The organism is Ascidiaceihabitans donghaensis, assembly GCF_900302465.1.
Lineage (GTDB): Bacteria > Pseudomonadota > Alphaproteobacteria > Rhodobacterales > Rhodobacteraceae > Ascidiaceihabitans > Ascidiaceihabitans donghaensis.
This window is the reverse complement of sequence record NZ_OMOR01000001.1, coordinates 3,102,722-3,127,469: the sequence shown is the minus strand read 5'-3', so window position 1 is coordinate 3,127,469 and position 24,748 is coordinate 3,102,722. Positions and strand designations below refer to the sequence as shown.

The 24,748-nt window shown below is 55.7% G+C and carries 18 protein-coding genes; 14 read left to right on the top strand and 4 right to left on the bottom strand.

Annotation, left to right across the window (positions count from 1 at the left end):
- Window positions 1-57: 57 nt before the first annotated feature.
- A complete protein-coding gene (locus ASD8599_RS15465; protein WP_108829364.1) occupies window positions 58-1,122 on the bottom strand; it encodes a LacI family DNA-binding transcriptional regulator in 1,065 nt (354 codons plus the stop codon).
- Between the two features lie 95 nt (window positions 1,123-1,217).
- Here ASD8599_RS15465 and ASD8599_RS15460 point away from each other — a divergent pair, with 95 nt between their 5' ends.
- From ASD8599_RS15460 to ASD8599_RS15410, 11 genes are all read left to right on the top strand, one after another.
- Window positions 1,218-2,729: a tripartite tricarboxylate transporter permease gene (locus ASD8599_RS15460; protein WP_108829363.1), complete on the top strand. Its 1,512-nt coding sequence runs from the start codon at window positions 1,218-1,220 to the stop codon at window positions 2,727-2,729.
- Entirely contained in the window at window positions 2,726-3,196 is a 471-nt protein-coding gene (locus ASD8599_RS15455) for a tripartite tricarboxylate transporter TctB family protein (RefSeq protein WP_108829362.1), read from the top strand. Before ASD8599_RS15460 ends, ASD8599_RS15455 begins: the two co-directional genes overlap by 4 nt.
- A gap of 45 nt (window positions 3,197-3,241) precedes the next feature.
- Entirely contained in the window at window positions 3,242-4,210 is a 969-nt protein-coding gene (locus ASD8599_RS15450; RefSeq protein WP_108829361.1) for a tripartite tricarboxylate transporter substrate binding protein, read from the top strand.
- 62 nt (window positions 4,211-4,272) lie between these two features.
- Window positions 4,273-5,673: an acylating sulfoacetaldehyde dehydrogenase gene (gene sauS, locus ASD8599_RS15445; protein ID WP_108829360.1), complete on the top strand. Its 1,401-nt coding sequence runs from the start codon at window positions 4,273-4,275 to the stop codon at window positions 5,671-5,673.
- Window positions 5,670-7,169 (top strand): AMP-binding protein, encoded by a 1,500-nt coding sequence (locus tag ASD8599_RS15440; RefSeq protein WP_108829359.1) that lies wholly within the window; start codon window positions 5,670-5,672, stop codon window positions 7,167-7,169. The genes sauS and ASD8599_RS15440 overlap by 4 nt, the downstream gene beginning before the upstream one ends.
- 86 nt (window positions 7,170-7,255) lie before the next feature.
- Window positions 7,256-9,301 carry an NADH:flavin oxidoreductase gene (locus ASD8599_RS15435; protein ID WP_108829358.1) on the top strand — a complete coding sequence of 682 codons (2,046 nt, stop codon included), beginning with the start codon at window positions 7,256-7,258 and terminating at the stop codon, window positions 9,299-9,301.
- Between the two features lie 184 nt (window positions 9,302-9,485).
- Entirely contained in the window at window positions 9,486-11,684 is a 2,199-nt protein-coding gene (locus ASD8599_RS15430) for a hypothetical protein (protein ID WP_108829357.1), read from the top strand.
- Window positions 11,677-13,341 carry an AMP-binding protein gene (locus ASD8599_RS15425; RefSeq protein WP_181364513.1) on the top strand — a complete coding sequence of 555 codons (1,665 nt, stop codon included), beginning with the start codon at window positions 11,677-11,679 and terminating at the stop codon, window positions 13,339-13,341. The genes ASD8599_RS15430 and ASD8599_RS15425 overlap by 8 nt, the downstream gene beginning before the upstream one ends.
- Window positions 13,338-15,530 carry a cytochrome P450 gene (locus ASD8599_RS15420; RefSeq protein ID WP_108829355.1) on the top strand — a complete coding sequence of 731 codons (2,193 nt, stop codon included), beginning with the start codon at window positions 13,338-13,340 and terminating at the stop codon, window positions 15,528-15,530. The genes ASD8599_RS15425 and ASD8599_RS15420 overlap by 4 nt, the downstream gene beginning before the upstream one ends.
- A gap of 59 nt (window positions 15,531-15,589) precedes the next feature.
- Complete coding sequence (locus tag ASD8599_RS15415; RefSeq protein WP_108829354.1) at window positions 15,590-15,835, top strand: acyl carrier protein; 246 nt, start codon at window positions 15,590-15,592, stop codon at window positions 15,833-15,835.
- The gene (locus ASD8599_RS15410) at window positions 15,832-17,511 is read left to right on the top strand and encodes a carbamoyltransferase family protein (protein WP_108829353.1); all 1,680 of its coding nucleotides are present in this window, start codon (window positions 15,832-15,834) and stop codon (window positions 17,509-17,511) included. The genes ASD8599_RS15415 and ASD8599_RS15410 overlap by 4 nt, the downstream gene beginning before the upstream one ends.
- 2 nt (window positions 17,512-17,513) lie before the next feature.
- Here the strand turns inward: ASD8599_RS15410 and ASD8599_RS15405 are convergent, their stop codons facing one another.
- The 3 genes from ASD8599_RS15405 to ASD8599_RS15395 are packed head-to-tail and all read right to left on the bottom strand — an operon-like array spanning window position 17,514 to window position 21,593.
- Window positions 17,514-18,554, bottom strand: a complete 1,041-nt coding sequence (locus ASD8599_RS15405; RefSeq protein ID WP_108829352.1) for a lipocalin-like domain-containing protein — start codon at window positions 18,552-18,554, stop codon at window positions 17,514-17,516.
- Window positions 18,544-20,940, bottom strand: a complete 2,397-nt coding sequence (locus tag ASD8599_RS15400; RefSeq protein ID WP_108829351.1) for an ABC transporter permease — start codon at window positions 20,938-20,940, stop codon at window positions 18,544-18,546. The genes ASD8599_RS15405 and ASD8599_RS15400 overlap by 11 nt, the downstream gene beginning before the upstream one ends.
- Complete coding sequence (locus ASD8599_RS15395) at window positions 20,937-21,593, bottom strand: ABC transporter ATP-binding protein (RefSeq protein WP_108829350.1); 657 nt, start codon at window positions 21,591-21,593, stop codon at window positions 20,937-20,939. The genes ASD8599_RS15400 and ASD8599_RS15395 overlap by 4 nt, the downstream gene beginning before the upstream one ends.
- Before the next feature lie 186 nt (window positions 21,594-21,779).
- On the opposite strand from ASD8599_RS15395, the gene ASD8599_RS15390 reads away from it, so the two are divergent.
- From ASD8599_RS15390 to gap, 3 genes are all read left to right on the top strand, one after another.
- Window positions 21,780-22,613: a DUF6502 family protein gene (locus ASD8599_RS15390; RefSeq protein WP_281261559.1), complete on the top strand. Its 834-nt coding sequence runs from the start codon at window positions 21,780-21,782 to the stop codon at window positions 22,611-22,613.
- Complete coding sequence (locus ASD8599_RS15385; protein WP_108829348.1) at window positions 22,610-23,548, top strand: DUF5666 domain-containing protein; 939 nt, start codon at window positions 22,610-22,612, stop codon at window positions 23,546-23,548. Before ASD8599_RS15390 ends, ASD8599_RS15385 begins: the two co-directional genes overlap by 4 nt.
- 171 nt (window positions 23,549-23,719) lie before the next feature.
- On the top strand, window positions 23,720-24,721 hold the full coding sequence (gene gap / locus ASD8599_RS15380) for a type I glyceraldehyde-3-phosphate dehydrogenase (RefSeq protein ID WP_108829347.1): 1,002 nt from the start codon (window positions 23,720-23,722) through the stop codon (window positions 24,719-24,721).
- Window positions 24,722-24,748: the final 27 nt, after the last annotated feature.

The following is a 24,748-nucleotide window of genomic DNA, read 5'->3' as shown; positions in this document are numbered from 1 at the left end:
AAAAATGTGGTTCAGTCAAATAGACGCTGTAACCTTAGCACGAATTTTTCGGCGCGTTCAGATTTTTTTCTGCTCTGGTTGATCGGCATTCCGGGGCACGGGCCCGCAGCTTTGACGATGCTTCAGGCTGATATCGCAATTGATCCGTGCCATATCAGTCGGTTCACCGATGACCATTTCCGCCAGATGCTGACCCGCCAGATGGCCGATTTCGCCTGCGGGCAGCCGTACCGTTGTAAGAGACGGATGCATATCTTCAGAGCCGCGAAAATCTCCGATCCCGACGATGGACACATCACGGGGCACCTGTAAGCCCATCGCATGTGCTGCATAAATGCTGGCCACTGCTAGCACGTCGTTGCCACACAAAAGGGCTGTTGGGCGGGGTGTGGTTTTCAGCATCAACGACACGCTGCGTTTGGTCTCTGACAGGCTGTAGGGGCTTTGGATGTGCCAATCGGGGTTCGCTGTGAATCCACCATCCGTTTTTTGCAAAACGGACATCGCCCCCTCAAAGCGGGCGCTGGCGCGGTCATTTCCCGACAAGGGGGGGAACACCAACCCTATGTCGCGATGCCCGTATTCCAACACGCATTGCGCCGCCATTTCCCCGGCCTTCCGGTTGTCTGCGCCAACGCAAGGTAACCGCGATGTGGCATCATAGTTCCAAATCGAAATGGCGGGTGTGTTGTTGCTGTCCAACAGTTGATATGTGGCTTCCGAGTGGTCCTGACCGATCAAGGCGATGCCATCGACACGGTGTTCCAGAAATTTCCGAACCGCTGCATATTCGCGTTCCAGATCGTAATCATGCGGTGCCACGAGAATGGAGAAGCCTTGGGTTTCTACCGATTTTGCAAAGGCTTGCATCAGCTCCGAGAAAATTGCGTGGTCAATGGTGGGTACAATCAAACCGATCGTACCGCTGCGGATCCCGTGCATGGTCTGGGCCGCGCGGTTGCGGATGTAGCCCAGTTTGCGCACCGCATTGTCGATTTTTTTGCGAGTCGCCGGTTTTAGTTTTTCGGGATGGTTGAAGCTACGCGAGACGGTCGAGATGGATACTTTTGCAGCCTTTGCAACTGCAAAAATATCGACTTTTTCATTATTTTTATCAGACATTTAACCCTCAATTCCCACCCAAAAATGAAAACATTTGCAATACTATTTTCATTCTCTACTGTTGAAAAGCTAGAAGTTTCTGCTTGGGAGGGCGGATGGAATTTTTACTACATTTCGGGGAGGTGTTTACGCCATTCAATTTCGGCCTGCTGGTGCTGGGCACCGTGTTCGGGTTGATCTTTGGGGCCACGCCTGGCCTGTCCCCGACGATGACCGTGGCGCTTGCCATTCCGTTCACCTTCAAGCTTGAACCAACCGCTGGGCTGATTTTGCTTGGTGCGCTTTACACATCAACTGTCGCAGGGGGGGCCGTCAGCGCCATCTTGCTGCGTATTCCGGGTGCGCCTGCCAATATCGCCACGACGTTGGACGGCAACGCAATGGCTGCGAAAGGCGAAGGGGCGAAAGCGTTACAGCTGTCGTTTCTGGCGTCACTTGTCGGCGGCTTGTTTGGCGTTTTCCTTTTAATAACACTGACAAAACCTTTGTCTGAATGGGCGCTTATCTTTGGTCCGTCCGAATTGTTCTGGTTGGCGATCTTGGGGGTCACAATCATTGGGTCTTTGGACAGCAAATCACTGGTCAAAGGTTTGTTGTCAGGCTGTATTGGCATGTGGCTGGCCACCATTGGCTTTGACGACATGTTGGGTGCGCAACGCTTTGTGTTTCACCCATCCTTGGGCGGCGGCATCAACATTATCGCGGCCCTTATCGGTCTGTTTGCAATCCCGCAGGTGATTACGATGCTTGCAGGCGGGCGCATTGATACCGCAGCCCAAGTGATACAAGTGCAAAAGCACAAAATCACGGATGCGATGCGCGAATTGGTGAAACGCAGCCGTGCGGCGACAATTGGCACATTTGTGGGTTCTGTGATTGGGCTTATCCCCGGTGTCGGTGGCCAGATTGCGGGTCTTGTCGCCTATGACCAATCCAAGAAATTTTCGTCCGAGAAGGACAAATTCGGAACCGGCCACTCAGAAGGCGTGATCGCCGCAGAGGCTGCGAACAACGCGATGGTTGGCCCGTCTTTGGTGCCACTTCTGACGCTTTCTATCCCGGGATCGCCGACAGCCGCTGTCTTGTTGGGTGGCTTGCTGATCCATGGGATTTTCCCGGGGCCGGATTTGTTTGTGAACCACGCAGACGTCGCTTGGACCTTCATCAATTCAATGCTGATTGGCCAGATTTTGATGTGTGTGCTTGGGCTTTTGGTGGCGGGCGTTGCCGCCAAAGTGGCGCAGGTGCCCAAACACGTTATGGCCGCTATCGTTCTGGCGCTGGCCGTTTACGGCAGCTATTCCGTGCAGACCAGCATGGGCGATGTTTACGTCATGGCGACGCTGGGTGTGATGATGTTCTTTCTGGAACGCTTTGGCTTTTCGGCGGCCCCTTTGGTTTTGGGTCTGATCCTTGGCCCCATCGCTGAGGAAAACTTTGCGACCGGCGCAATGATCGCCAATGCGACAGACGGTTTGGCGCCTTACTTCCTGACCGGTCGATTGAACATCATTTTGATCGCGCTGGTCATTGCCTCAATTGCTTACTCAGGGTGGATGGAACTGCGGTCGCGCCGCTACACCTCCAAAGAGGAGATCATCGGATGAGCGACGTCAGCCTGCCACGTCTTCAACATATCATCGGGTCCGGCGTGGTCGCCGCCGTCGGGGTGTGGGTGACCTACATCAGCTTTACGCAACAACCGTCCGAGGCGTTCCTGTTTCCGCGATTGATTGCGACGGTGTTCGTGATTTTGGCGATTTGGACTTTTGCTAAGGCCTGTCTAGGGTGGACCAAAGTTGGCAGCGGTATATCCATGCCGCAAATCACAAATCTGGTGCCGGGGCTTTTGGTGGCTTTGGTCTACATCTTTTGGGCGGCGAAGGGGCTGGGTTTTTATACAGCCACCGCAGTCGCCTTTTTCGTTTTGCTCAGCCTCTACGATCCGGCACCACATACGGCGCTGAAATCATGGTTGAAACGCATGATCATCACAGCTTGTTTTATGGCGGTGATGTACGGACTCTTCGCGTTGCTTTTGAAAGTTTACACACCGCGAGAGATTTTGTTCTGACCTGCAAGAATAGCAGGCAGAATTAACCTTTAGGGAGGAAGAACTATGAAAAAACTACTAGCAGGTGCAGCGATTGCACTTATGGGTATGTCAGGTGTCGCAGCTGCGGACGGTCATGCCAACTATCCAGAGCGTCCCATCATGATGATGGTCAGCTATGGCGCTGGCGGCGCGACAGATTTCCAAGCACGGATTGTCACAATGACAGCGGGTAACGAAGACGCGCTGGGCATGCCTATTGCGATCCTGAACAAGCCGGGCGCCGGTGGCCGCGTGGGCTGGAACTGGCTTGCAACGCAAGCCGAGGCCGATGGCTATACGCTGGGCGCCTACAACATCCCGCACTTCGTGGCACAGTCCATCAAGGGCGGTGTGCAGTACAGCGCAGACACATTTGAACCGATTGCCAACTGGGGCGCAGACCCAGCCGTTTTGGTTGTTGGCGCAGACAGCGAATTCAACACGTTGCAAGACGTTGTGGATTTCACCAAAGCCAACCCCGGCAAGCTGACGACATCGGGCGCGGGCCTTTTCGTGGGCCACCACATCGCCGCGTTGCAGATGGAAAAAGCAGGCGACATGAAGATGGCCTACATCCCCACCAAAGGTGGCGGTGCTGCGGCGATGAAGGCTGTGATTGCGGGTGACGTGATGGCTGGCATCAACAACTTGTCGGATGCGTTCCGCGCGGCACAAGCAGGCTCTGTCAAAATTCTTGCGGTTGCTGATCTTGAGCGCAACGAATTTCTGCCAGACGTTCCAACGATGATGGAAAGCGGCTTGGACGTAGACAACTCGTCCGTGAACTTCCGCGGTGTGATGGTGCCAAAAGGCACACCACAAGGCATCATCGACAAGCTGGCTGCAACAGTGCCTGCAATGTTCGAAAACAAGCGTGTGGCTGGCAAAATGAAAGCCGGTGGTAGCCCGATGCACATCATGACACGCGACGAAGTGTTGGCCATGTGGGCCGCACGTGAAGAAACCCTCAAAGAGCTGCTTGCAGGTCTTTAAAACTCTACGCATGAGGTGGCGGGGCGGTACACGGCCTGCCACACCCAGAAAAGGAACATGACATGACCGCCCAGGACGATTTGATGCAAGTAGATGCCATTGTGGCACGTGCCCGTGTGGCGCAAGCCAAATATGAAGCATCCGGCAGTCAGGACATCTACGACCGCGCGGCGAAAGCAGCTGCTTGGGCTATAATGGAACCCACGCGCAACAAAACCCTGGCAGAGATGGCTGTGCAGACCACAGGCCTTGGCAATGTTCCCGATAAGATTATCAAAAACCACCGCAAGACGTTGGGGTTGATGCGCGATCTTGAAGTGGCAAAAACCTTCGGCGTGGTCTCAGACGATCCCGCGACAGGCATTACGGAAATTGCGCGCCCCAAAGGCGTTATCGGGGCTGTCGTGCCCTCGACGAACCCGGCGGCAACCCCTGCCAACAACATCATCAATGCGCTGAAATGCGGCAATGCGATTGTGCTGTCTCCTTCGCCCAAAGGGGTCCCAAGCTGCGAAACATTGATCGGATACATCTACGAAGAATTCGATAAATTCGGTCTGGATCATGATCTGGTTCAGATGGTGCCTGCACCGGGGTCAAAGGAAAAAACCCAACGCTTGCTGGAAATCACCGACACCATCGTTGTGACCGGAAGTCAGAACAACGTCAAACGCGCCTATACCTCTGGGACACCGGCGTTGGCGGTCGGCGCAGGCAATGTCACGGTGATCGTGGACGAAACGGCCGATTTGGCAGAGGCTGCGGCAAAGATTACGGCGTCTAAAACCTTCGACAATGCCACGTCCTGTTCATCCGAGAATGCAATTGTTGTCGTTGATGCGATTTTTGAGGCCTTCATGACCGAGCTTGCAAAGTCGGGGGGCATCCATGTGCAGGACGATGCGCCCATTATCGAAAAGCTTTGGCCAAACGGGCACCTGAACCCCGCGATCATGGCGCAAGATGCCGACAAGATGCTGGCCGCATTCGGGATCACGGATGCGCCGGCGCATACCGAATTTCTGGCTGTTGAAACCACTGGTATTGGTAAAGGGCACCCGTTGTCCGGCGAAAAATTAAGCCGCGTGGCTGCTTTGTACCGTGCCACGGATTTTGAGGATGCTGTCACCAAAACAGCCGCTGTTCAGGATCATTTGGGGGCAGGTCATTCCGTGGGACTGCATTCCACACGCGATGACCGTGCCGTGACGTTGGCCCATGCCATCCCCACAAGCCGCGTGATTGTGAACCAAGCACATTGTTTTGCAACTGGGGGGGCGTTCAACAACGGAATGCCGTTTTCATTGTCTATGGGATGCGGGTCTTGGGGGGGCAATTCCATTGACGACAACGTGCATTGGAAACACTTCATGCAAACAACCAAAATCGTGCGCGAAATTCCAGCGCGAGAACCTGCAGTCGAAGACATATTTTCGGACTATTGGGATGCGGTTGGTAAATGATTTTGCGCAAGGATACCCCGCCTGAAGGCACGTTACGTGACTGGCTGGACGCGCGATGCGATAGTGATGACATCGCTTATGTGTTTACCGACGGGGCCAGTCCGCTGACGTGGCGTGATTTGTGCCGGCAAGCGCGTCGCGTGGCTTTGGCGATCACCGCTGCCGGCACCGCAAAAGGGGAAAGCGTTGCAGTGATGCAGCCCAATGGTCGTGAAGGTGTCTTGGCATTCTTTGGGGCTGTGTACGGCGGATTTCGCGCCACCATGATAAATCTTGCCGCGGGTCATGATGCGATTTCCTATGCATTGACCCATTGCGATGCCAAGCTGGCACTTGTCCATAACACGGCTGTGGAATTGTTTGCCGAGACGAAGCCGGACGGGCTTGAAGCTTTGACGGTTGACCGTGCGGACAGCGGGGCGAAATTGCACGATATTGGTCCCCAAGATCATGCGTTGTTGATGTATACCTCTGGAACCACAGGGCGCCCCAAAGGGGTTGTGCACACCCACGCCAGCCTTTTGGCGGGGGGATGGACGACGGCTGTGGCACACGCGTTGACGGCGCAAGACCGTGCTTTGTGTGTGCTGCCGATTTATCACATCAACGGGTTATGCGTCACGATGATCGGGCCACTTGTGTCTGGTGGATCGGTGGCGATGGCGCCGCGGTTTTCGGCTGGGCGCTTCTGGGATCAGGTGCGCGATACCAAGGCCAACTGGTTCTCTGTTGTGCCTACAATCATTTCGCACTTGTTACACGGTGAAAGTGATCCCGACGCGGACACAAAAGGGCGTCTGCGGTTTGGGCGGTCTGCGTCATCTGCGTTGGCACCCGACGTGCAAACTGCCTTTGAGACGCGTTTTGATGTGCCTATTGTCGAGACAATGGGGCTTACCGAAACAGCAGCGCAAATATTGTCCAATCCATTGCCCCCTGGCACACGCAAGATCGGGTCGCCCGGTCTGGCCTATGGGAACGCAGTTGACGTGTTTGCCAGCGATATGACGCCATGCGCCCCCGACGTTGAGGGAGAGATCGTGGTGCGCGGGCCAAATGTGATGTTGGAATACCTCAAAAATCCGGACGCCACCAAAGCCACCTTTGCAGGTCAGTGGCTGCGCACCGGGGATTTGGGCCGTAAAGACGCGGACGGATACCTGTTTGTGACGGGCAGGCTAAAGGAACTGATCATCAAGGGCGGCGAAAACATAGCGCCCCGCGAAATTGACGAAGCGCTTTATGCACATGGCGATGTGATAGAGGCCGCGGCCTTTGCCCGACCCTGCAAGACCTACGGTGAGCGGGTGGAAGCGGCTGTGCGTGTGCGTGACGGGTCAGGGTTGTCCGACGGACAACTGATTGCTTTATGCGTGGAGCGTGTCGGCAAATTCAAAGCACCTGATTACATCCACTTTTTGCCCGAGTTGCCGAAGGGGCCATCGGGGAAAATCCAGCGTCTCAAGTTGCTGGACATGACGGAAGCGACTGGCTGAGGTTCGCTTTTGTCGGTTTGGGGACTTGTTGTACGCGTTGGTCAACGACACAATTTTGGGAACGATCACATTTCCAAGGACAGCCCATGTCGCAAGACCCCTTGTTGCAGCCCTATCAGTTAAAACATCTCACCCTTAAAAACCGGATCATGACCACCAGTCACGAACCGGCATACCCTGAAGACGGCATGCCCAAAGAACGCTACGCCGCCTATCATGCGGAACGCGCAAAGGCGGGTGTGGCTTTGGCGATGACGGCAGGTTCGGCGGCGGTGTCAAAAGACAGCCCACCGGTGTTCAACAACGTGCTGGCCTACAAAGATGAAGTTGTGCCATGGATCAGGCAGTTGACAGATCGATGTCACGAACATGGCTGTGCGGTGATGATCCAACTGACCCATTTGGGCCGCCGCACGACGTGGAACAAAGGCGATTGGTTGCCGTCAATTTCATCGTCAAAGCACCGCGAACCTGCCCATCGCGCGTTTCCCAAGTTGGTCGAAGACTGGGACATCGCCCGCGTCATTTCCGATTTTGCGGACGCTGCGGAACGTATGAAAGCCGGTGGCATGGATGGGATTGAACTGCAGGTCTATGGCCACTTGCTGGACCAGTTTTGGTCGCCGCTGACCAATGATCTGGACGGACCATATGGCGGGCAAACTTTGGAAAGCCGCATGCGGTTTCCGTTGGACGTGCTGGACGCTATCCGTAAACGCGTTGGTGATGATTTTATCATCGGTGCACGCTATACCGCAGACGAGGCACAAGCCGGTGGGATAACCGCCCAAGAAGGGTTGCAAATCTCGAAAATCCTGGCGGACACAGGGCAAATGGATTTCTTGAATGTCATTAAAGGGCGCATTCATACGGACCCGGCCATGACAGATGTTATTCCTGTTCAAGGCATGCCATCCGCGCCGCATCTGGATTTTGCCGGTGCCGTCCGCAAGGAAACCGGAATGCCGACGTTTCATGCCGCGCGTATTCCCGATGTCGCCACAGCGCGCCATGCCATTGATGCAGGCCTGTTGGATATGGTGGGTATGACCCGCGCCCACATGGCGGACCCGCATATTGTGCAAAAAATCACCGAAGGTCGCGAGGACGACATTCGACCTTGCGTGGGCGCGACCTATTGCTTGGACCGGATTTATCAAGCAGGCGAAGCGTTGTGCATTCACAATCCGGCGACAGGGCGCGAGCTGACGATGCCGCATGTGATTGCCAAGGCAGACAAAAGCAAGAAAGTGGTCGTTGTAGGTGCGGGGCCGGGCGGCTTAGAGGCGGCCCGCGTGGCGGCAGAACGCGGTCACGAAGTTGTCGTCTTTGAAGCGCAACCAGAGCCGGGTGGTCAGATCCGACTGACCGCACAAAGCCCGCGCAGACGCGAGATGATCGGCATCATTGACTGGCGCATGGCGCAATGCGCTGCGCGTGACGTTGTGTTTCATTTCAACACATGGGCAGAGGCTGCGGATGTGCAGGCCCAGAACCCGGACCTTGTTGTCGTTGCAACCGGCGGGTTGCCAAATCTCGAACTGTTGGAACAAGGCAAAGAAGCTGCGCATGTGGTGTCCGCTTGGGATATCATTTCGGGCGACGTAAAGCCCGCCGCATCGGTGCTGATCTATGACGAAAGCGGAGACCATTCCGGTCTGCAAGCCGCGGAAATTGCGGCCATGGCTGGATCGCACGTCGAAGTCATGACACCCGACCGCAGCATCGCCCCAGAAGTTATGGCGATGAACCTGGTGCCGTATATGCGCAGTCTACAAGACAAGGATGTGACATTCACTGTCGCGCAACGTTTGCTGCAGGTGGCGCGGGTCGGCAATCGTTTGGATGCGACCATCGGAACGGATTACAGCGACTTAAAAACGGTCAAACACTACGACCAAGTGGTGGTGAATTACGGAACCCTGCCACTGGATGACGTATATTACGATTTGAAACCGCTTAGCGTGAACTTGGGCGAAGTTGATCAAAGTGCTTTGATCGCAGGGCGCCCGCAAGCGGTTTTGCGCAACACTGAAGGGCAATTTCAACTGTTCCGCATCGGTGATGCTGTCAGTGCACGCAACACCCACGCGGCAATTTATGACGCGCTCAGGTTGATGAAAGACCTCTGATTTAAGGGGAAAGCCTGTTTTGCGGAACTCTAGGTTGAGATGGGCGTCGTAAACTGGCCTAAATCCAAAATCCCATTGAAACCTCTAGGTACGACTGCAATGATTGACCCAGCTGCGTTGATTTACACGGCTTACGACTTGGGCGATCATTGTAATGTTTTTTTATATAAATAGATTATGTCTCATGCCTGAGACAGGGGTATTGAATGCGCAGGTTGCGTCGACGGGACCGAAATCGGTGACCTTGAAAGACATCAGGATGGCACGAAAGGGGCGGGCGTTGAACCATGCCCTGGCCCTTTTGGATGCGCTTTCCGAAGACGATGTCCACAACGCCAGCCCCATGGTCATGCGGGCACAAATCCTACGCATGATGATGTCCCTGACAGATGCCAAAGCAGTCCTAAGCAAGCATGTTCAAACCCACAGCGACGATCGGCAGGCGCGGCAGTTGTTGATAGAAACGGCGCGGGTACTGGGTGATTTCGACGACGCAAACGCGCTGTTGGTGGACGACAGCAGCAGCGACATGGCAATCGCCAAGATCAAGCTTACTTTGGCGCAAGGGGATGTTGCCAAAGCGCTGCGGTTGTCGCAATCCGCCTATGCAACATGGCCGCAGGATCGCGGAATTTTGACAGTGCACTGCGATGTGCTGGCGAAAAACCTGCGCCATAAAGAAGCTGCATCGCTTTTGGATGCGGTCCTTCAAAATGAACCTGAAGATCATGTTTTCCTTGTGCAGCGTGCCCAGCTTGCGGTGTCCGTAAATGATCTGAACACGGCCAACACATTGCTGCAACGCAGTTTGCCTACGCTGCAGGCCTTGCAAATTCAATTGAATCTGGATGCATTGTCCGGGCGCCCGAACAGCGCCGCGTATGCGCGGATCAATGCGCGTATGGGGCAACTTTTGTCGGGTGAGGACGATGGCGCATCGTCGTTCCAGACGCATTTGGATCTTGGTGATCTACTATACATCAAAGAGGACTGGCGCGGTGCATTGCGCCAGTTCAAACTGGCTGATGCCAATGCCGGTCAAAATCGTATGCGATCCATGAAGATTGCGCGGTGTTACTACAAACTGTTGGATTTCAGAGCCTGTCGTGCTGCGCTGACCCGTGTTTTGGAACAAGTGCCCAATTCGCTGGACGCTTTGTCGTTACGTGCGACGATCGACACGATCGAAGGGCGAAGCGCTGAAAGCATTTCTACGCTCGAACATTTGTTCGGACTGCAATCCGCCCGAAAAATGGCTTTCGGGGTTAAACTTATGCGCAGCTATATGCGCATCGAAAAGCTGGACCAGGCGCACCGTGTTCAGGCCGAATTGGTTGGGCTGGGCAAAACACAGTTTGAACCGGAACTGGTTGAGACGCTGCTGCAATTCGGCGCTGCCAATGATGCGTTTGAAGTGTGTATGCCATGGGCGCAAAACGCCTTTGAAAGCGGTGTGCATCTGGATCTGTTTCGCACAGTCGAAACCATGACGAAGCGTAGTTTTGGCTGCCCGGAACAGAACGCACACACGTTGCCGGTTCTGCAAAAGGGCGACCCGTCCGATATTCAGTCTATGGCAGCTATCGGCGCACGCCTTGACCAAAAGGCCAGTGGATTGCCGGTACCACTGGCTGTGAACGCGGCATGGGCGGTATCCGATCATACCGACATGGGTTTTCGCACGTGGCAACGTCTTGCGCGTATGGCGACAGCGAACACGCGGCGGGTGTCTCATATTGCGCCGCGGGCGCAGGACATCGCGGAATTTACAGATTTTCCTGATCGATCGGCTTTGGGCGTTCATAGCCAGACCACAGCGCCTTTGATCTTGATGTCCAGTCATGGTGGGCCGTCGGTGTCATGTGCGCTCGACGAGGGCCTCTTGGCGGGGCGTGAATTGGCCTATTTGCGCACCCATGCAGTGGATGATCGCCAAAAGGATAGGCTGATCACTGTTGGATATAACCCGCAAAACGCGGCGAAGGCTTTGGTGCAGGCGCTGGCTGCTGGAAAAACCATCAGCATGGCGGTGGATTCCCCTACGTTGTGGCAAAGCGGCGGGCGCAGCGGCAAGGGGGCTACGGGCACGGTGTTTGACGTTCCTGTCACGATTTCGACCACGCCCTTAAAGCTTGCACATGCGTTTGGTGTTCCGATGATCTGGGTGCAACCGTTGTGGCGTGACGGCCGGATCACATTCGAGATTGAAGAGATGGACGTCCCCCCAAAGGATATGCCGTTTCAGGACGCGGCCAATATCTGGGCGGCTGACTACTTGGCGCGTGTGACGCGGGTTATGTGCAGTGGGCCTGAAAATCAGGATCTGAGTGCGCCGATGTGGCAACATCTTGTGTACAATGGACTGGGTCAAAAGCGTGTCTGACACAACCCGCGACCCATCCTTGGCGGACATGTTGCGCGACCGTTTATTGGACCGCAAAAATCAGACAATCATGACGTTTTTGCACCGCTCGGGAGGCATGCAAGCCACCGAAATAAGTGGGCAGGCGCTGCTTGAGGCTGCGGAACAACAGGCACGGATCTGGCGCAAGTCGTTTGGACCGGGTCGCTATGTTTTGGCCTTGGCGATGCCACATGGCTTGGGGTTTGTAACGGCTGTACTTGCGGGACTTCTTGAGGGCATCATTGTATCCGCGATGCCACCCGCCAAAGCAGGTGATCCGCGTCTGCCGCATATTGTGCGCGATTGCGGAGCACGAGCCGTGATCACTCAGACGAAAAGCGCGGCTGGATTACTGCGCAGCCTTACGGACAATGATGTGGTTCAATGCCCAATCTATAACGCTGACGGGACCCTCTTGGCAGCGTCTGATGTGCCTTCGCTGGATGTTTCCGTGGCGCCCTCTACCGTACTGCTGCAATATACATCCGGCTCGACACACATGCCCAAAGGTGTGGAAATGAGTGGCGCAAACATTATCGCCAATGCGGCCCTTGTGGCGCAAACATGGGGGTTGGGGCGCGATACCGTCGTGGTGAATTGGATGCCACACTACCATGACATGGGGCTTATGGGATGTTTGCTGTACCCGATCCTTTTTGGTGGATCGAGCGTTCAACTCAGCCCGTTTGATGTCATTCGCAAACCGTTGACGTGGCTGCAGGCTGTGCAGGATTTCAAGGGTACGATCACGGGGGGGCCTGCGTTTATCTATGCCGAATGCCTGAAACGGATTGCGCCAGAAGACTGTGCGGCATTGGACCTTTCTTCGTTGAAGCAAGCCTTTTGTGGTGCAGAACCTGTGCCTGCCGATTTGTTGCCCGCCTTTCAAGACCGTTTTGAGGCATATGGATTGCCGAAAGGTGCAAGCTTTGCCTGCTACGGGATGGCGGAAAACGCATTGTTTGTCGCTGGGGCGCAACCTGATCATGATGCGCCGCACGACAACACGTTGGCGCCTTGTCGCCTGACGCCGCAGACCCGCCATTGCATTGGTATCATGTCAGACGACGGGCAGCTTTGTCGTGATGGCGTTGAAGGCGAGATTTGGGTGCATGGGCCAAGCTGCACTGGCGGTTATCTGAATGCGCCGCAGGAAACGGCTGATCGTTTTGTGACCAAAGATGCCAAAACGTGGTTGCGCACCGGAGATCTGGGCGTGATCGAGGGAGATGACCTGTTTGTGACGGGGCGTTTGAAAGACATGCTGATTGTGCACGGACGCAATGTGGCCGCCACCGAAGTTGAGTGGTTGGCAGCGTCCATGGACGGGCGTCTGAACAAACTGGCCGCTGCGGCCTTTGCGCCAGACCCATCTGTTCCCAGCGACGCGGCATTGCTGATCGAAGTGACCGAAAAGGCGCGTGATTTTGACGGCGCAGACACAGTGCGCCGCGCCATCACACGTGCGGTGCGCGGCGCCTTCGGGGTTCAGCTAAAAGACATTCGCTTTTTGCCGCGCGGCACTTTAGAAAAAACCAGCAGCGGCAAAGTTCGACGCAGAATATGTGCCAGAACCTACCAACAAGGCGAAATGCACGCAGGCCTTGGCCCAAAGTCGACACCAGAGACACCATGACCCGAAGCTTGAACAAATTGCCCACGCTGACATTTTCCGACCCGCAGGATGTGGACCGGATTTTACGTGGTAAAGACTTTTCGATTTTTGCGTTGCAGGGATATCTGGAACAGATCGAAGCGGCATCGGGTCATGATTTGTCCGCCGTCCGTCGTTTTGCACAGCATTCGTTGATTTACCAAAATGACGAAACACATCTGCAATCGCGGCGTATGATCGCCTCTGTCTTTTCTGAAAAAGCGCTGGAAGCTTGGGTGCCCATGATGGACGCCGCGATTGCGGTGCGATTGGATGCCTTGGCACAGGTTCAAGATGCAGACCTGATGCGCGATTTTGTGGACCCTCTGTTTTGCGATGTGATTTTGCCAATCATCGGATTTGATCCGCATCCCAAAGGTCAGACCGAAATGCTGAACGCGGTCGCGGACCTGCGCAAGTTCACCGAAAAATTTCTAAGTCTGCGCGAATTGCGACAAATGAATGCCTGGTTGAATGACACAGGGCTTGTTGCACCCAACATGGACGCACCTGCAGATGGCCCTGCCACCTTGTCCAGCCACGTGGCCGCCGCCTTGGGTGATGTGCCGGACAAGAAAAACATGGTGCGTGACACTGGCCTAAGCTTGTTTGTGGCGGCCCATTCGGCGGGTTTGGGGCTTGGGTTTGCAGCATGGGGCCTGTTGATGCATGGGCAAGGGGAATGGCAAGACGCAGGCCAGCAGGACTGGCCAGACCGCAAACTGGAACAGGTGCTGAGTGTCTATTTGTCGACGCGTTTCGTAGGCCGCGTGTCCGATGCCGACGGCGATGTGGGCGGGTGTCCTGTCCATCAGAACCAACACATCAGCCTTGATATGCAGGCCAGCAATCTAGCGTTGCGCAAAGACTGGTTGTCGCAAGACCGCCCGAACGGGGTGCGTAGCCCGACGCAAGCCTTCGGGGCCGGGCGGCACAAATGCCCCGGTGAAGCTTTTGCACGGTTGTTCATCTTGCGGGCTTTGCCAGCACTGAGCCGCCGTTTTCCCGATATGATCTTGCACAAAGACCGCTGCAGTTTTCTGGTGTCGCCAATGTTGCAAGGGCCACGCGCGCTGCCGTGCACCCCCATGCCGCTGTGTGAAAAGCCGGCGGCCAAGCTGTGGAACGTCAAAGACCACACGACCGCTCGCGCCATTATCACGGATGACAAAGGTTTTGCGCCGCCGCAAATGGAAGCCCACTTGCAGGCATTGCACGACAAAAGTGGGCGTGACCTAAGCCCGGTTATTCATATCGCCAAAAACGCGATGTTTTTTATGTCAGGCCCGCGTCACGCTGCGGCCCGCAAATCTGTCATGCAGATTCTTGGCCAAAACCGACTGCGCGTTTGGCATGGGCTTATTGATGATCGCATTCAGATGGCGTTGGACGCTTTGCAAACCTCAAGCGCCCCCGATCTGGTCGAAGACTTTGCAAATCCTGTCTTTCGGGCCATCACCAAGCCGATTTTGGGGTTGCATCCTTCCGATCTGGACCGCTTTGACACACTGGCGCCTGTCTTGCAGGACGTGCTTGAGCCTTTGTTGCCTATGCGCCAGATTTTGCAGCTGCAAGAGGTGTTTGCGGAGACCATGGCGCTGGTCAGCACCGGCCACGCGCGCACCGAGGATGCCCCAACAGGGGCCGTTTCCTTGCAAGACCACCTGCAGCAAAATCCCCCCGAAGGATACGACGATGCAGATATTGCGGCGTTGGTTTTGGTCTTGTACGGGGCCAGTTTCAACCTAAGCCATACTTTGGGCAATGCGCTGCATTGGATCCTGAGCTTGCCGTGGGATCTGCGACAGGATGTGGCGGACCCGGCTTGGACAAACACGCGGATCGAAGAAATCATGTCCACCTGCGGATCACCCAAATTTATCTACCGGCATGCGCGAAACACCCAGCAGGTTGACGGGTTGGCGTTCAATGCAAAGGACACAGCCTGCATCCACTTGAACGCCGTGAACAGGGGCAAAACAACGGGGCATTTGTCTTTTGGTCACGGGCTGCACCATTGTGTTGGTGCGTCTTTGTCGCGCTTGTTGCTCAGGCGGGCAATTCCTGCCGTTTTTGCACGTTTTCCCGACATTCGATTGACGTCTCAAGGGCATCGCTATTTTGATATGTCCCAAACTGTTGCAATGCAGTCCTTAAAGTGCGATTTGTAGGTCCGTATTTATTTAATGATTTTATAGGCTTACAATTCTACTATTGATTGAGAAACCCAATGTCCGATCCTAACCTGACGCATTACTTGCGTGAACAAATAGCCAAACGCATCGATCTTCCGCTTGAAGATGTCCGCGAAGAGTCGGTTTTGATCGACATCGGACTGGAAAGCATAGACGCCGTTTTGTTGTGCGGTGACGTGGAGGACGAATTCGACGTTGAAATTGATCCGTCCATGATTTTCGAACATGATACTTTGGGTGCTTTTGCGACTGCGGTATTGGCGCTGAAAGCGGCCAAATGACCACGTGGTATCTGGGCCTGTCCACCACTGGACATGACCCGGCGTTGGCGCTTGTCGACGAACGCGGAACTTTGGTTTTTGCAGAAGCAACCGAACGCTATATGCAAGACAAGCGCGCTTGGGGTGTGGCTGCAGATCATCCTGCGCATCTGGCGCAAGCCTTAAAGGCTGTCGGTGCGGATCCAAAAAAAGACAAGCTGGTGGTTGCCAGTACATGGCAAACCCAGAAGGTGGATCTGCCACCTGATATGGTCGATCTGATGATGCCAGCAGACCATGCCTTATGGCTATGGCATGTGCACCAAAACGCGCAATCCGCGATGGGGGCTGGCGTGATGCGGCAGGGGTTTGCGAACGGGCAGATGCCGGACATCAAACGCTTTGAGCACCATTTGTGCCACGCTGTTGCCGCCTGCCACCAAACGCCGCATGACGACGCGGTGTGTCTGGTAATTGACGGTGAAGGCGAAGCCGGGGCTGCTGCGGTTTACGACATGACCGATCGACAGATCAAACGCCGGTGGCGGTCTTGGGGGCCCGGGTCATTGGGTGCATTCTATTCCAAATTGACGCTGTTGGCGGGCTTTGATTGGCGCCTGGGCGAAGAATGGAAGCTGATGGGGCTTGCGGCCTTCGGCACGCCGGTTCCCGCTTTGATTGAGGCGTTGTGCGCAACAGTGACTGTGGATCGGGGCAGGTTACGATTTGCGGATACCGACATCGTAAAGCAGGCGCTGGCCATGGCGCAAACATACGGTCGCAGCGCGGACGATCCTATCATGCAGGGTGCCGATCTTGCAGCTTCTGCGCAAGCGGCCTACGCGCGTATTACGGACCAAGTGGTCGAATCTGTGTTGTCTGACAGTCCGGAAAATCTGGTGCTGACGGGGGGGTGTGCGCTCAATTCCTCCTACAACGGGACCATCGCGCGGCGGTTCAATGTCGCCAGCGTCACGGTGCCATCCGCCCCCGGCGACGATGGAAACGCAGTGGGTGCAGCACTGTTGGCCTGGATGGACGACACCAAGCAAAAGCAGATTCCAAAAGGCACAGGCACAGCCTACTTGGGCGCACGTCCAAACCCCGAAGCCATCACGAAAGCACAAGACTATTGCAAAGTGGCCTGCGTCACCGAGTGTGGGGACAGGTCTGTGCCCAAGGTGGCGCAACTGCTAAAAGATGGCAAAATCATCGGCGTCATGCGAGGCCGCGCCGAATTCGGGCCTCGTGCATTGGGAAACCGGTCCATTTTGGCAGACCCAAGTGTCCCGGACATGAAAGACCGCATCAACATGCTTGTGAAGGGCCGCGAAGCGTATCGCCCGTTTGCACCGGTTATTCCAGCCGAAGATGCCAGCCAATGGTTCGACCATGCGCAGCCTGCACCCTATATGTCTTTCACCTTGCCATGGGCTGCGGGGCAGGGCGCGAAGGTGCCAGCCGTGGTGCACGAAGATGGAACAGGCCGGTTGCAGACAGTCACCGAAGCCTGCGCCCCATGGATGCACGCGCTGTGTCGCGCCATGGGGAAAACGGCAGGCGTGCCGGTCGTTTTGAACACCAGCTTCAACATTATGGGCAAACCCATCGTGCACAGTGTTGAAGACGCAGTGGCCATGTTCATGACATCAGGGCTGGATGCACTGCTTTTGGAAGACGTTTTGTTCGAAAAGTAACGCTATTCGTAGCCGGTCATTTCCAGATAGCCACGCCCCGTATGTGATCCTTGCACTGTCACAGGCCCTTCCCAATAAGGCAATGACACGGCCATCCATGACTGCGGGTTCAGGGCCGTTGTGGTGACGTCCACATTGAACCGGGGCACCTGCACGCGCCACGTCGTCGGAACGTCGCGCGCCCCCACATCGGACAGGGCCAAGGGGGATGCGATAAAGTCGTCGGGGCGCAACGCGGTCGCTGTGCCATCCGGCGCAATCCACGTTCCGGATGCAAAAAACGTACCGTCGGTCTGGCGTAATCTGAATCCCATCAGCTTGTTGCCATCCTCAAAGGACAGCGAAAACCAGTCCCAACCGGACTGATCGTCGGCCAAAGGCTGCGACGACCATTCGCGGTCCAACCATGCGGTGCCCGTGACCGAAACAGGCCCGTCTGGCAGGGTAAGCGTGCCGCTCAGGTCATAGAAAGGCTGCGAATAGTAGTAGCTGGCCTGGCCTTTTGCCGATTTTACAGAAAAGCCCCCATCGCCGTGGAAAACCAGCGGCCCTTGGGCGTTTAGTGTCACATCATAGGCGAAATCCGGTCCGGTGGCGTGCATCTGCATCGTGTCAAAGTCGTCTCCCTTAAGATGCCAGTCATCAATCCATGCTTCAAAAGGGGCGGGCGTGACGCCAGCCTGTCCGATGCCGCCCCTTGCAAAGCGTTCAGACACGTAATGGGCGTCCTTTGTGGTGACTGCGGCATGTCCGAAATAGATTTGGGGCGAAGTCCATCCGACGCCGATCTCAGGGGCAAGCGCAGACCGGAACAACGTCCATTGTAGCCCGTATTCCGCGCCATCCGGTCCCGTCATATTGGCCGTAAGATACCACCATTCAATCCGGTAGTCAGGGTGGGGGCCATGATCTTTGGGGAAGTCGAAAACAGGGTTGGGACGGGGCGTTGTGAAGCCATCGGCTTGCGTTCCCAAGCCTCCGAACCCTTGGGCCCATGCCATAGCAGGCAAGCACAACAAAAAGACCAAAGCCTTAACGCTCATTCGCAAAAACCTTCAAAAGATCGGTGGGAGGCGTTCGTGCCAATCGCAAAGCCGGCCAAAGGGCTGCGACGATGGCTGCCAACAAAGCAAAGCCGCATAGTTTCGCGTAGGCTGCGGGAAAAACATACATCGGCAACTTCCATCCAAAGGCCTCGACGTTGACAACAGCCAACAACACCCACGCCAATGCCAATCCCAAAGGGATGGCCGCTGTTGCGGTCAAAACGGCCAGAATGGCCGCGCGTGTCAATTCCAGTTGCCCTAGTTTGCGTCGTGTCAGGCCAAGCGCCCAAGCGGGGGCCAACTGCGGCACGCGCATAGAGGCCAGTGTAAGAAGGCTCATGAAAATCGCGAACCCTGCAACGGCCAATGTCAGTACATTTAACGCACCTGTTACGGTGAATGTACGTTCGAATATAGACAGCGAGAATGCTTTGATCCCCGCTTGATCAATGATGTTTGCCTCTGGCAGTCCAAAGTCGTCAATTAAGGCTTTGCGCACGCTGTTCGGGGTGTCTGTGCGCAGCCCGAACCGGGTGGGGATTTGATTGGGGTGCAGGGCATTGAACAGATCCTCCTGAACGATGGCTTGCCCGATTGGATTGCCGTAGTCGCCGTAAATGCCCACGACGGGCAAACTGCGGCTGCCCCCCAATGGCACATCATCGCCCACCCAAAGACCAGCGCGGCGTGCCAGTTGTTCGTTGATAATGATACCGCGCCCCGTATCGACGCTGTCCCATGCGTCACTACGCGCCTCCAGAAAAGCCCAGTTGTTACGGTGGGTGCTGTCGATGCGGGCGCCGTAGAGATCCGTAGGCAGTCCGGCAAGATCGGTTTGCACGGACAAAACAGGCAAAATGACACGGACTTGCGGCTTTAGAAATGCTTGCAAGGCTTCACTTTGTGCGGGTGTCTGCGCGGTGACATAAAGCTCTGAAGCCAAGCGTTGGTCCAAGAACCCTACAAAGGTCAATCGAAAGCTCGACACCATCGTAGATACGCCCACGTTGGCCGCCATTGCCAACAGCAAGGCCATCAAAGCAAGGCTAAGACCAGGCAATTGTTGGCGGGTGTCGGCCCAAAACCATTCCCAAATCACATGTCTGGCACGGGCCTGCCCAAGGCGCAAAGCCACATCCAAAATCAAGGGTAGGGCCAATGCGGCGCCGATCAACAACGCCCCCAGCATAACGAATCCCAACACCAGACCCTTGCCCCAAAACCCCAAAGCCACCGCCACAGCAAGCAACAGGCCCGAAACCGCCACATGCAATATGCGCCGTGCGGAAGATGCGGTTACCCAGGCCTGTGGACGCGCACTTGCCAGCAGGGGCATGCGTGCAACCTGCATCAAAGAACCGATCGCGGCGACCCCAGTGCCGGCAACCGAAATCAGCAATCCCGAAATCCACCAGCTTGGTCTAAGTTGTAAGGTGCCAGACACGTCCGCGCCGTATAACCCTTTGAGGGTCGCCGCGACATCCGGCAGCAAAGCTGCTGCGATCAGGTATCCCATGACCACGCCCACACCGCCCCCGATCAAGGCCAGCACAATCAGCTCAACCCCCATCAAGACCATAACGCGCCGCAAAGGCATGCCCAAAGCCCGCAATGTCCGCACCATGCTGCGTCTTTGTTCAAACGCCAGCCCGATGGTGCCGTGCACGATGAAAATGCCCACCGCAAAACTAAGCAACCCAAAGGCTGTCAGGTTCAAATGGAAGCTGTCGGTCAAGCGTGCGACGTCTGTGCCAGAATGTGCGGCAATACGGGTTAGGTTGGGAACGACGTCTGCCAGCGGTGGAACCCCCAGTGGTTGTTGGTTCGCAATCACAAGCCGACTTAATTGTCCGGGCAGTGTCAGGATATCTTGGGCCACTGATACATCCGTTATGACCATGCCGCTGGCCACGCCTGCATCCTCGATCACACGCAAGCCGAGGCTTTGAAGCAGGTCAGCAGTGTCCGCGTTTGCAAAAACTGTGGGTTTGGACAAAAAGCCTACCAGATCAACGGGTTGCCCCTCTCCGACGGCGCCAAACCCGTTCGGGGCCGTCAACGGGTCTATCCCAAGGATGCGGATTTGGGTGCCGTCTGCGTCTAGCCGCCCGTCCACAACAGGGCCCACTTGCCAGCCTGCGCGGCGCAGTGCGATGTAATCGGCCTGCGCAATTGAGTCCGATTGTGCCGGCAACAGCTGATCGAATTGCCCTTCGCCTAGGGTTGCAGCAGCCGCGCCGTAGCTGGCGCGGGCCTCGGCGTTGACGGCTTGCACGCCCGACCACAAGGCAGTGGCCAAAGCAAGCCCTGCGACAAGTGTGAACAATTGCAACGGGTTACGCCGCCAATGCGACCAAAGCGCGTGAAAGCCTGCAGCCGTCATGCAAGCTGTCCCTGACGTAAATGCAACCTGCGTCCCATGCGATTGGCCAAGGTAGGCGAGTGGGTCACCATGACCAGTGCCGCACCGGTGTCCGCCACAAGGTTCAACATTTGGGCGAGCACTTGTTCGGCTGTGTCTTCGTCCAAATTGCCAGTGGGCTCATCGGCCAACACCAGCTTTGGACGCACAGCCAAAGCGCGGGCGATAGCGACCCTTTGTTGTTGTCCACCCGACAATTGCTCCGGGTATTTGTTTAACTGTTCGGTCAAGCCCAAAGCATCGGCAAGATGTGCGAGATCTTCGGCGGACGCTTTTCCCGCCAGACGCGCTTGGAATGCGATGTTTGCGGCGACGGTCAGTGACGGGATCAAGTTAAACTGTTGAAAGATAATACCAAACGTATCACGGCGCAAAGCGGCGCGACCCGTGTCATCAAGCCCCGTGATGTCGCGGCCTTCCAGTGAAATTGTGCCACTGTCCACCACATCCAAGCCGCCCAGAATGTGTAAAAGTGTGCTTTTTCCAGACCCGGATTCGCCCGTCAAAGCAAGGGTTTCGCCTGCGTCAACTGACAAGTCTATGCCGCGTAAAACAGGGACGGGGCCGTCGACACTTTGAAAGGATTTTTTGAGCTGGTGCGCCTGAAGAAGCATTTGGGTCTCCCTTGGGATCGGCCTACGGGGCTGGGGTGAAAAAAGCAACTTTGGCGGATAAAGTCGTTGTGGCGATTGGACGCGTAACCAGGTGCCTGAAAATGCGTCCTTGCCGTGCGGCGTTTGGTCCTTTGGGGTGCACGAAAAGCTGTGGAAAATTTGCACACTTGGCGATAATCTAACCGTATGAGCAGCGCAGATCCTTCCCCGAACGCCCAAATTTTTGAGCGGGCCTTAAAGACTGTATTGCGCCCAATGATGCGCATGCTGATCTCAAAAGGGATTGCGGCCCCCGCTTTTTACCGTGTGGTGAAACAAACCTATGTAGAAACAGCTGTTGAACTGCTGGGCCGCGACGCCACAGACAGCCGCATAAGTGTCATGACAGGTGTGCACCGGCGGGATGTGAAAGAATTTCGGGACCCCGACCGGCACGCGGAAGAAAGCCTGCGCCGCAAGGTTTCCATTTTGACGTCAATTGTCGGGCGCTGGTTGTCTGATCCGGTTTATGCCGATGCGCAGGGCGCTCCTGTTGCGATCAAACGCACTGGAGAGGCTCCGAGTTTTGACGCGCTGGTGCAATCTGTCAGCCGGGATGTACGGCCACGTACGATTCTGGATGAGCTGATCCGCCAAGACATTGTGTATCAAACGGATGATCTTATCGCGTTGGATATGGATGTCTTGGTGGGGCCTGCCGACACCGACCAACGCATGCATTTTTTCGCGCACAACTTGGGGGACCATATGGCAGCGGCTGTGGAAAACCTACTGGAAGAGCAACCGAAACTGTTGGAACGTGCGGTGTTTTACAACCACCTGACGGCGTCCTCCGTTGACAAATTGGAAGCCCAAGCACGCAGCCTCAGCCAGGATACGTTGTTGAAAATCAATAGGTTGGCGGCAGATATGCAAAGCACCGACAAGGTGTTGGCCGAAGGCAAACAACGCTTTAGATACGGTGTGTTCTTTTACAAAGAAGACGAAAGCGAAGCCCCGAAAGGAAAAGGTCCCCAATGACCACAAAGCCTGTAACGCGTCGCGCGATGATCGTCGGGGCTTCAGCGTGTTTGCTGTTGCCCCGGACCAGTTTCGGGCAAAATATCGAAGCGCCCGTGGAAGGCGGCATCGGGGGAACCGGCATCGTTGGGGTTCTGACGGAATTTGGCAGTTTGATCGTCAGTGGGAATTATGTGCAGACGGATAAGACAACCCTGTTCACCGACGGGTTTGGTGCGATCCGCGAAGCCGACTTGCGGCTGGGCAACAGTTTGACAGTTGAGGCCCAAGGCGGGCCAGATCACCTTGTCGCCCGCCGCGTTCATGTCACGCATCCCTTGGTGGGACGGGTTGAACAGCTCACGCAGGGTGGCCGGCTTTTGCGTGTCAACGGGGTTGATGTGGTGTTGGCCCGTGGCGTGCCATCTGTGCGCGCGGGGGCGTTTGTCAAAGTGTCTGGCTTGTGGCGTGGGCAATCTGTGGTTGGCAGCGCGGTGGAAATCGTAAAACCGACACAACATTTGGTGTCAGGCGATGTGTCCCGCGCGTCGGGGTTCAATGTCATGCAGGTGGGCGGCGCGAAAGTGCGCGGTGCGGGTATCGGATCCTTGCAGCCGGGTGGATTCGCAACGGCGGTGGGCCAATATGATCCGCTGACCGGGATCTTGAATGTCACCAAAGTGACATCGGGGCGGTTCATTGGTGCCGCTGTTCCATTGGTGCACTTATCGGTGGAAGGGTATCTGGAACCGACGCGTGCGGCGCCGGGTTACCGCATTGCGGGTTTGGGCCACAGCTTCCAACGCAATTTGAAACTGGATGCGTACAAGGACAAACGTATGCTTTTCAACGGCGGATATACTGGAAAATTCGCCGCCCGAAGTGCTGTGATCTTACCCGAACGCAAAGCATCCAGAGCGCGGCTGCTTGGGGCGATGTCACGCGAAGATCGTTAGTCTGGATCGGCTGGGTGTTGGTTGCGCATCTGGTATAGCGATTTGGTGTTCTCTCAAGATGCTTCATACTGACGGTTGCAATTTTGAAAATTGGCAGTATTTGTTAGCGCTAACTTAACCATGAACCTTCATGCGTGATGCAAAATACACAATATTTACGGAGAGCCTGACATGCCAGTGACTGTAGCCATCAATGGATTTGGGCGGATCGGGCGCAATGTATTGCGTGCGATTTGCGAAAGTGGACGCACAGACATCGAAGTTGTCGCCATCAACGACTTGGGGCCTGTCGAAACAAATGCGCATCTGTTCCGTTTCGATACAGTGCATGGACGCTTTAATGGCGATGTCAAAACCACGGATGACACCATTGATGTCGGGCGTGGCCCCATCAAAGTCACCGCAATGCGCAACCCTGCAGACCTGCCATGGGGACATGTGGATGTGGTGTTGGAATGTACGGGTATCTTCAAATCCAAAGAGGCGTGTCAGGCGCATCTTGATAATGGATCGTCGCGGGTTCTGATCTCGGCGCCAGGGAAAGATGCCGATAAAACAATCGTGTATGGTGTGAACCACGGTGATCTGACGGCGGACGATGTGATCGTGTCCAATGCGTCATGCACCACAAACTGCCTTGCCCCCGTGGCCAAGACCTTGAACGATGCCGTGGGTATCACGAAAGGGTTCATGACCACTGTCCACAGCTATACCGGTGACCAACCGACGTTGGACCGGATGCACAGCGATCTATATCGTGCCCGCGCCGCCGCGTTGTCTATGATCCCGACATCAACGGGCGCCGCAAAAGCTGTTGGACTTGTGTTGCCCGAACTGAACGGAAAGCTGGACGGCGTGGCGATCCGTGTCCCAACCCCCAACGTGTCTGTTGTGGACCTTACCTTTGAGGCGCAGCGCAACACATCTGTTGAAGAAATCAATGCAGCCATCATCGCCGCAGCCGATGGGCCATTGAAAAATGTTTTGGGATATACCGACTTGCCTTTGGTGAGTTCGGATTTCAACCACGACCCCCATTCGTCGATCTTTCATCTGGATCAAACCAAAGTGCTGGACGGCAACATGGTGCGCATTTTGAGCTGGTATGACAACGAGTGGGGTTTTTCCAACCGCATGGCCGACACTGCCGTGGCGATGGGCAAGCTGATCTAGGCTCAGGTCCCATTAACTTTAATGGGT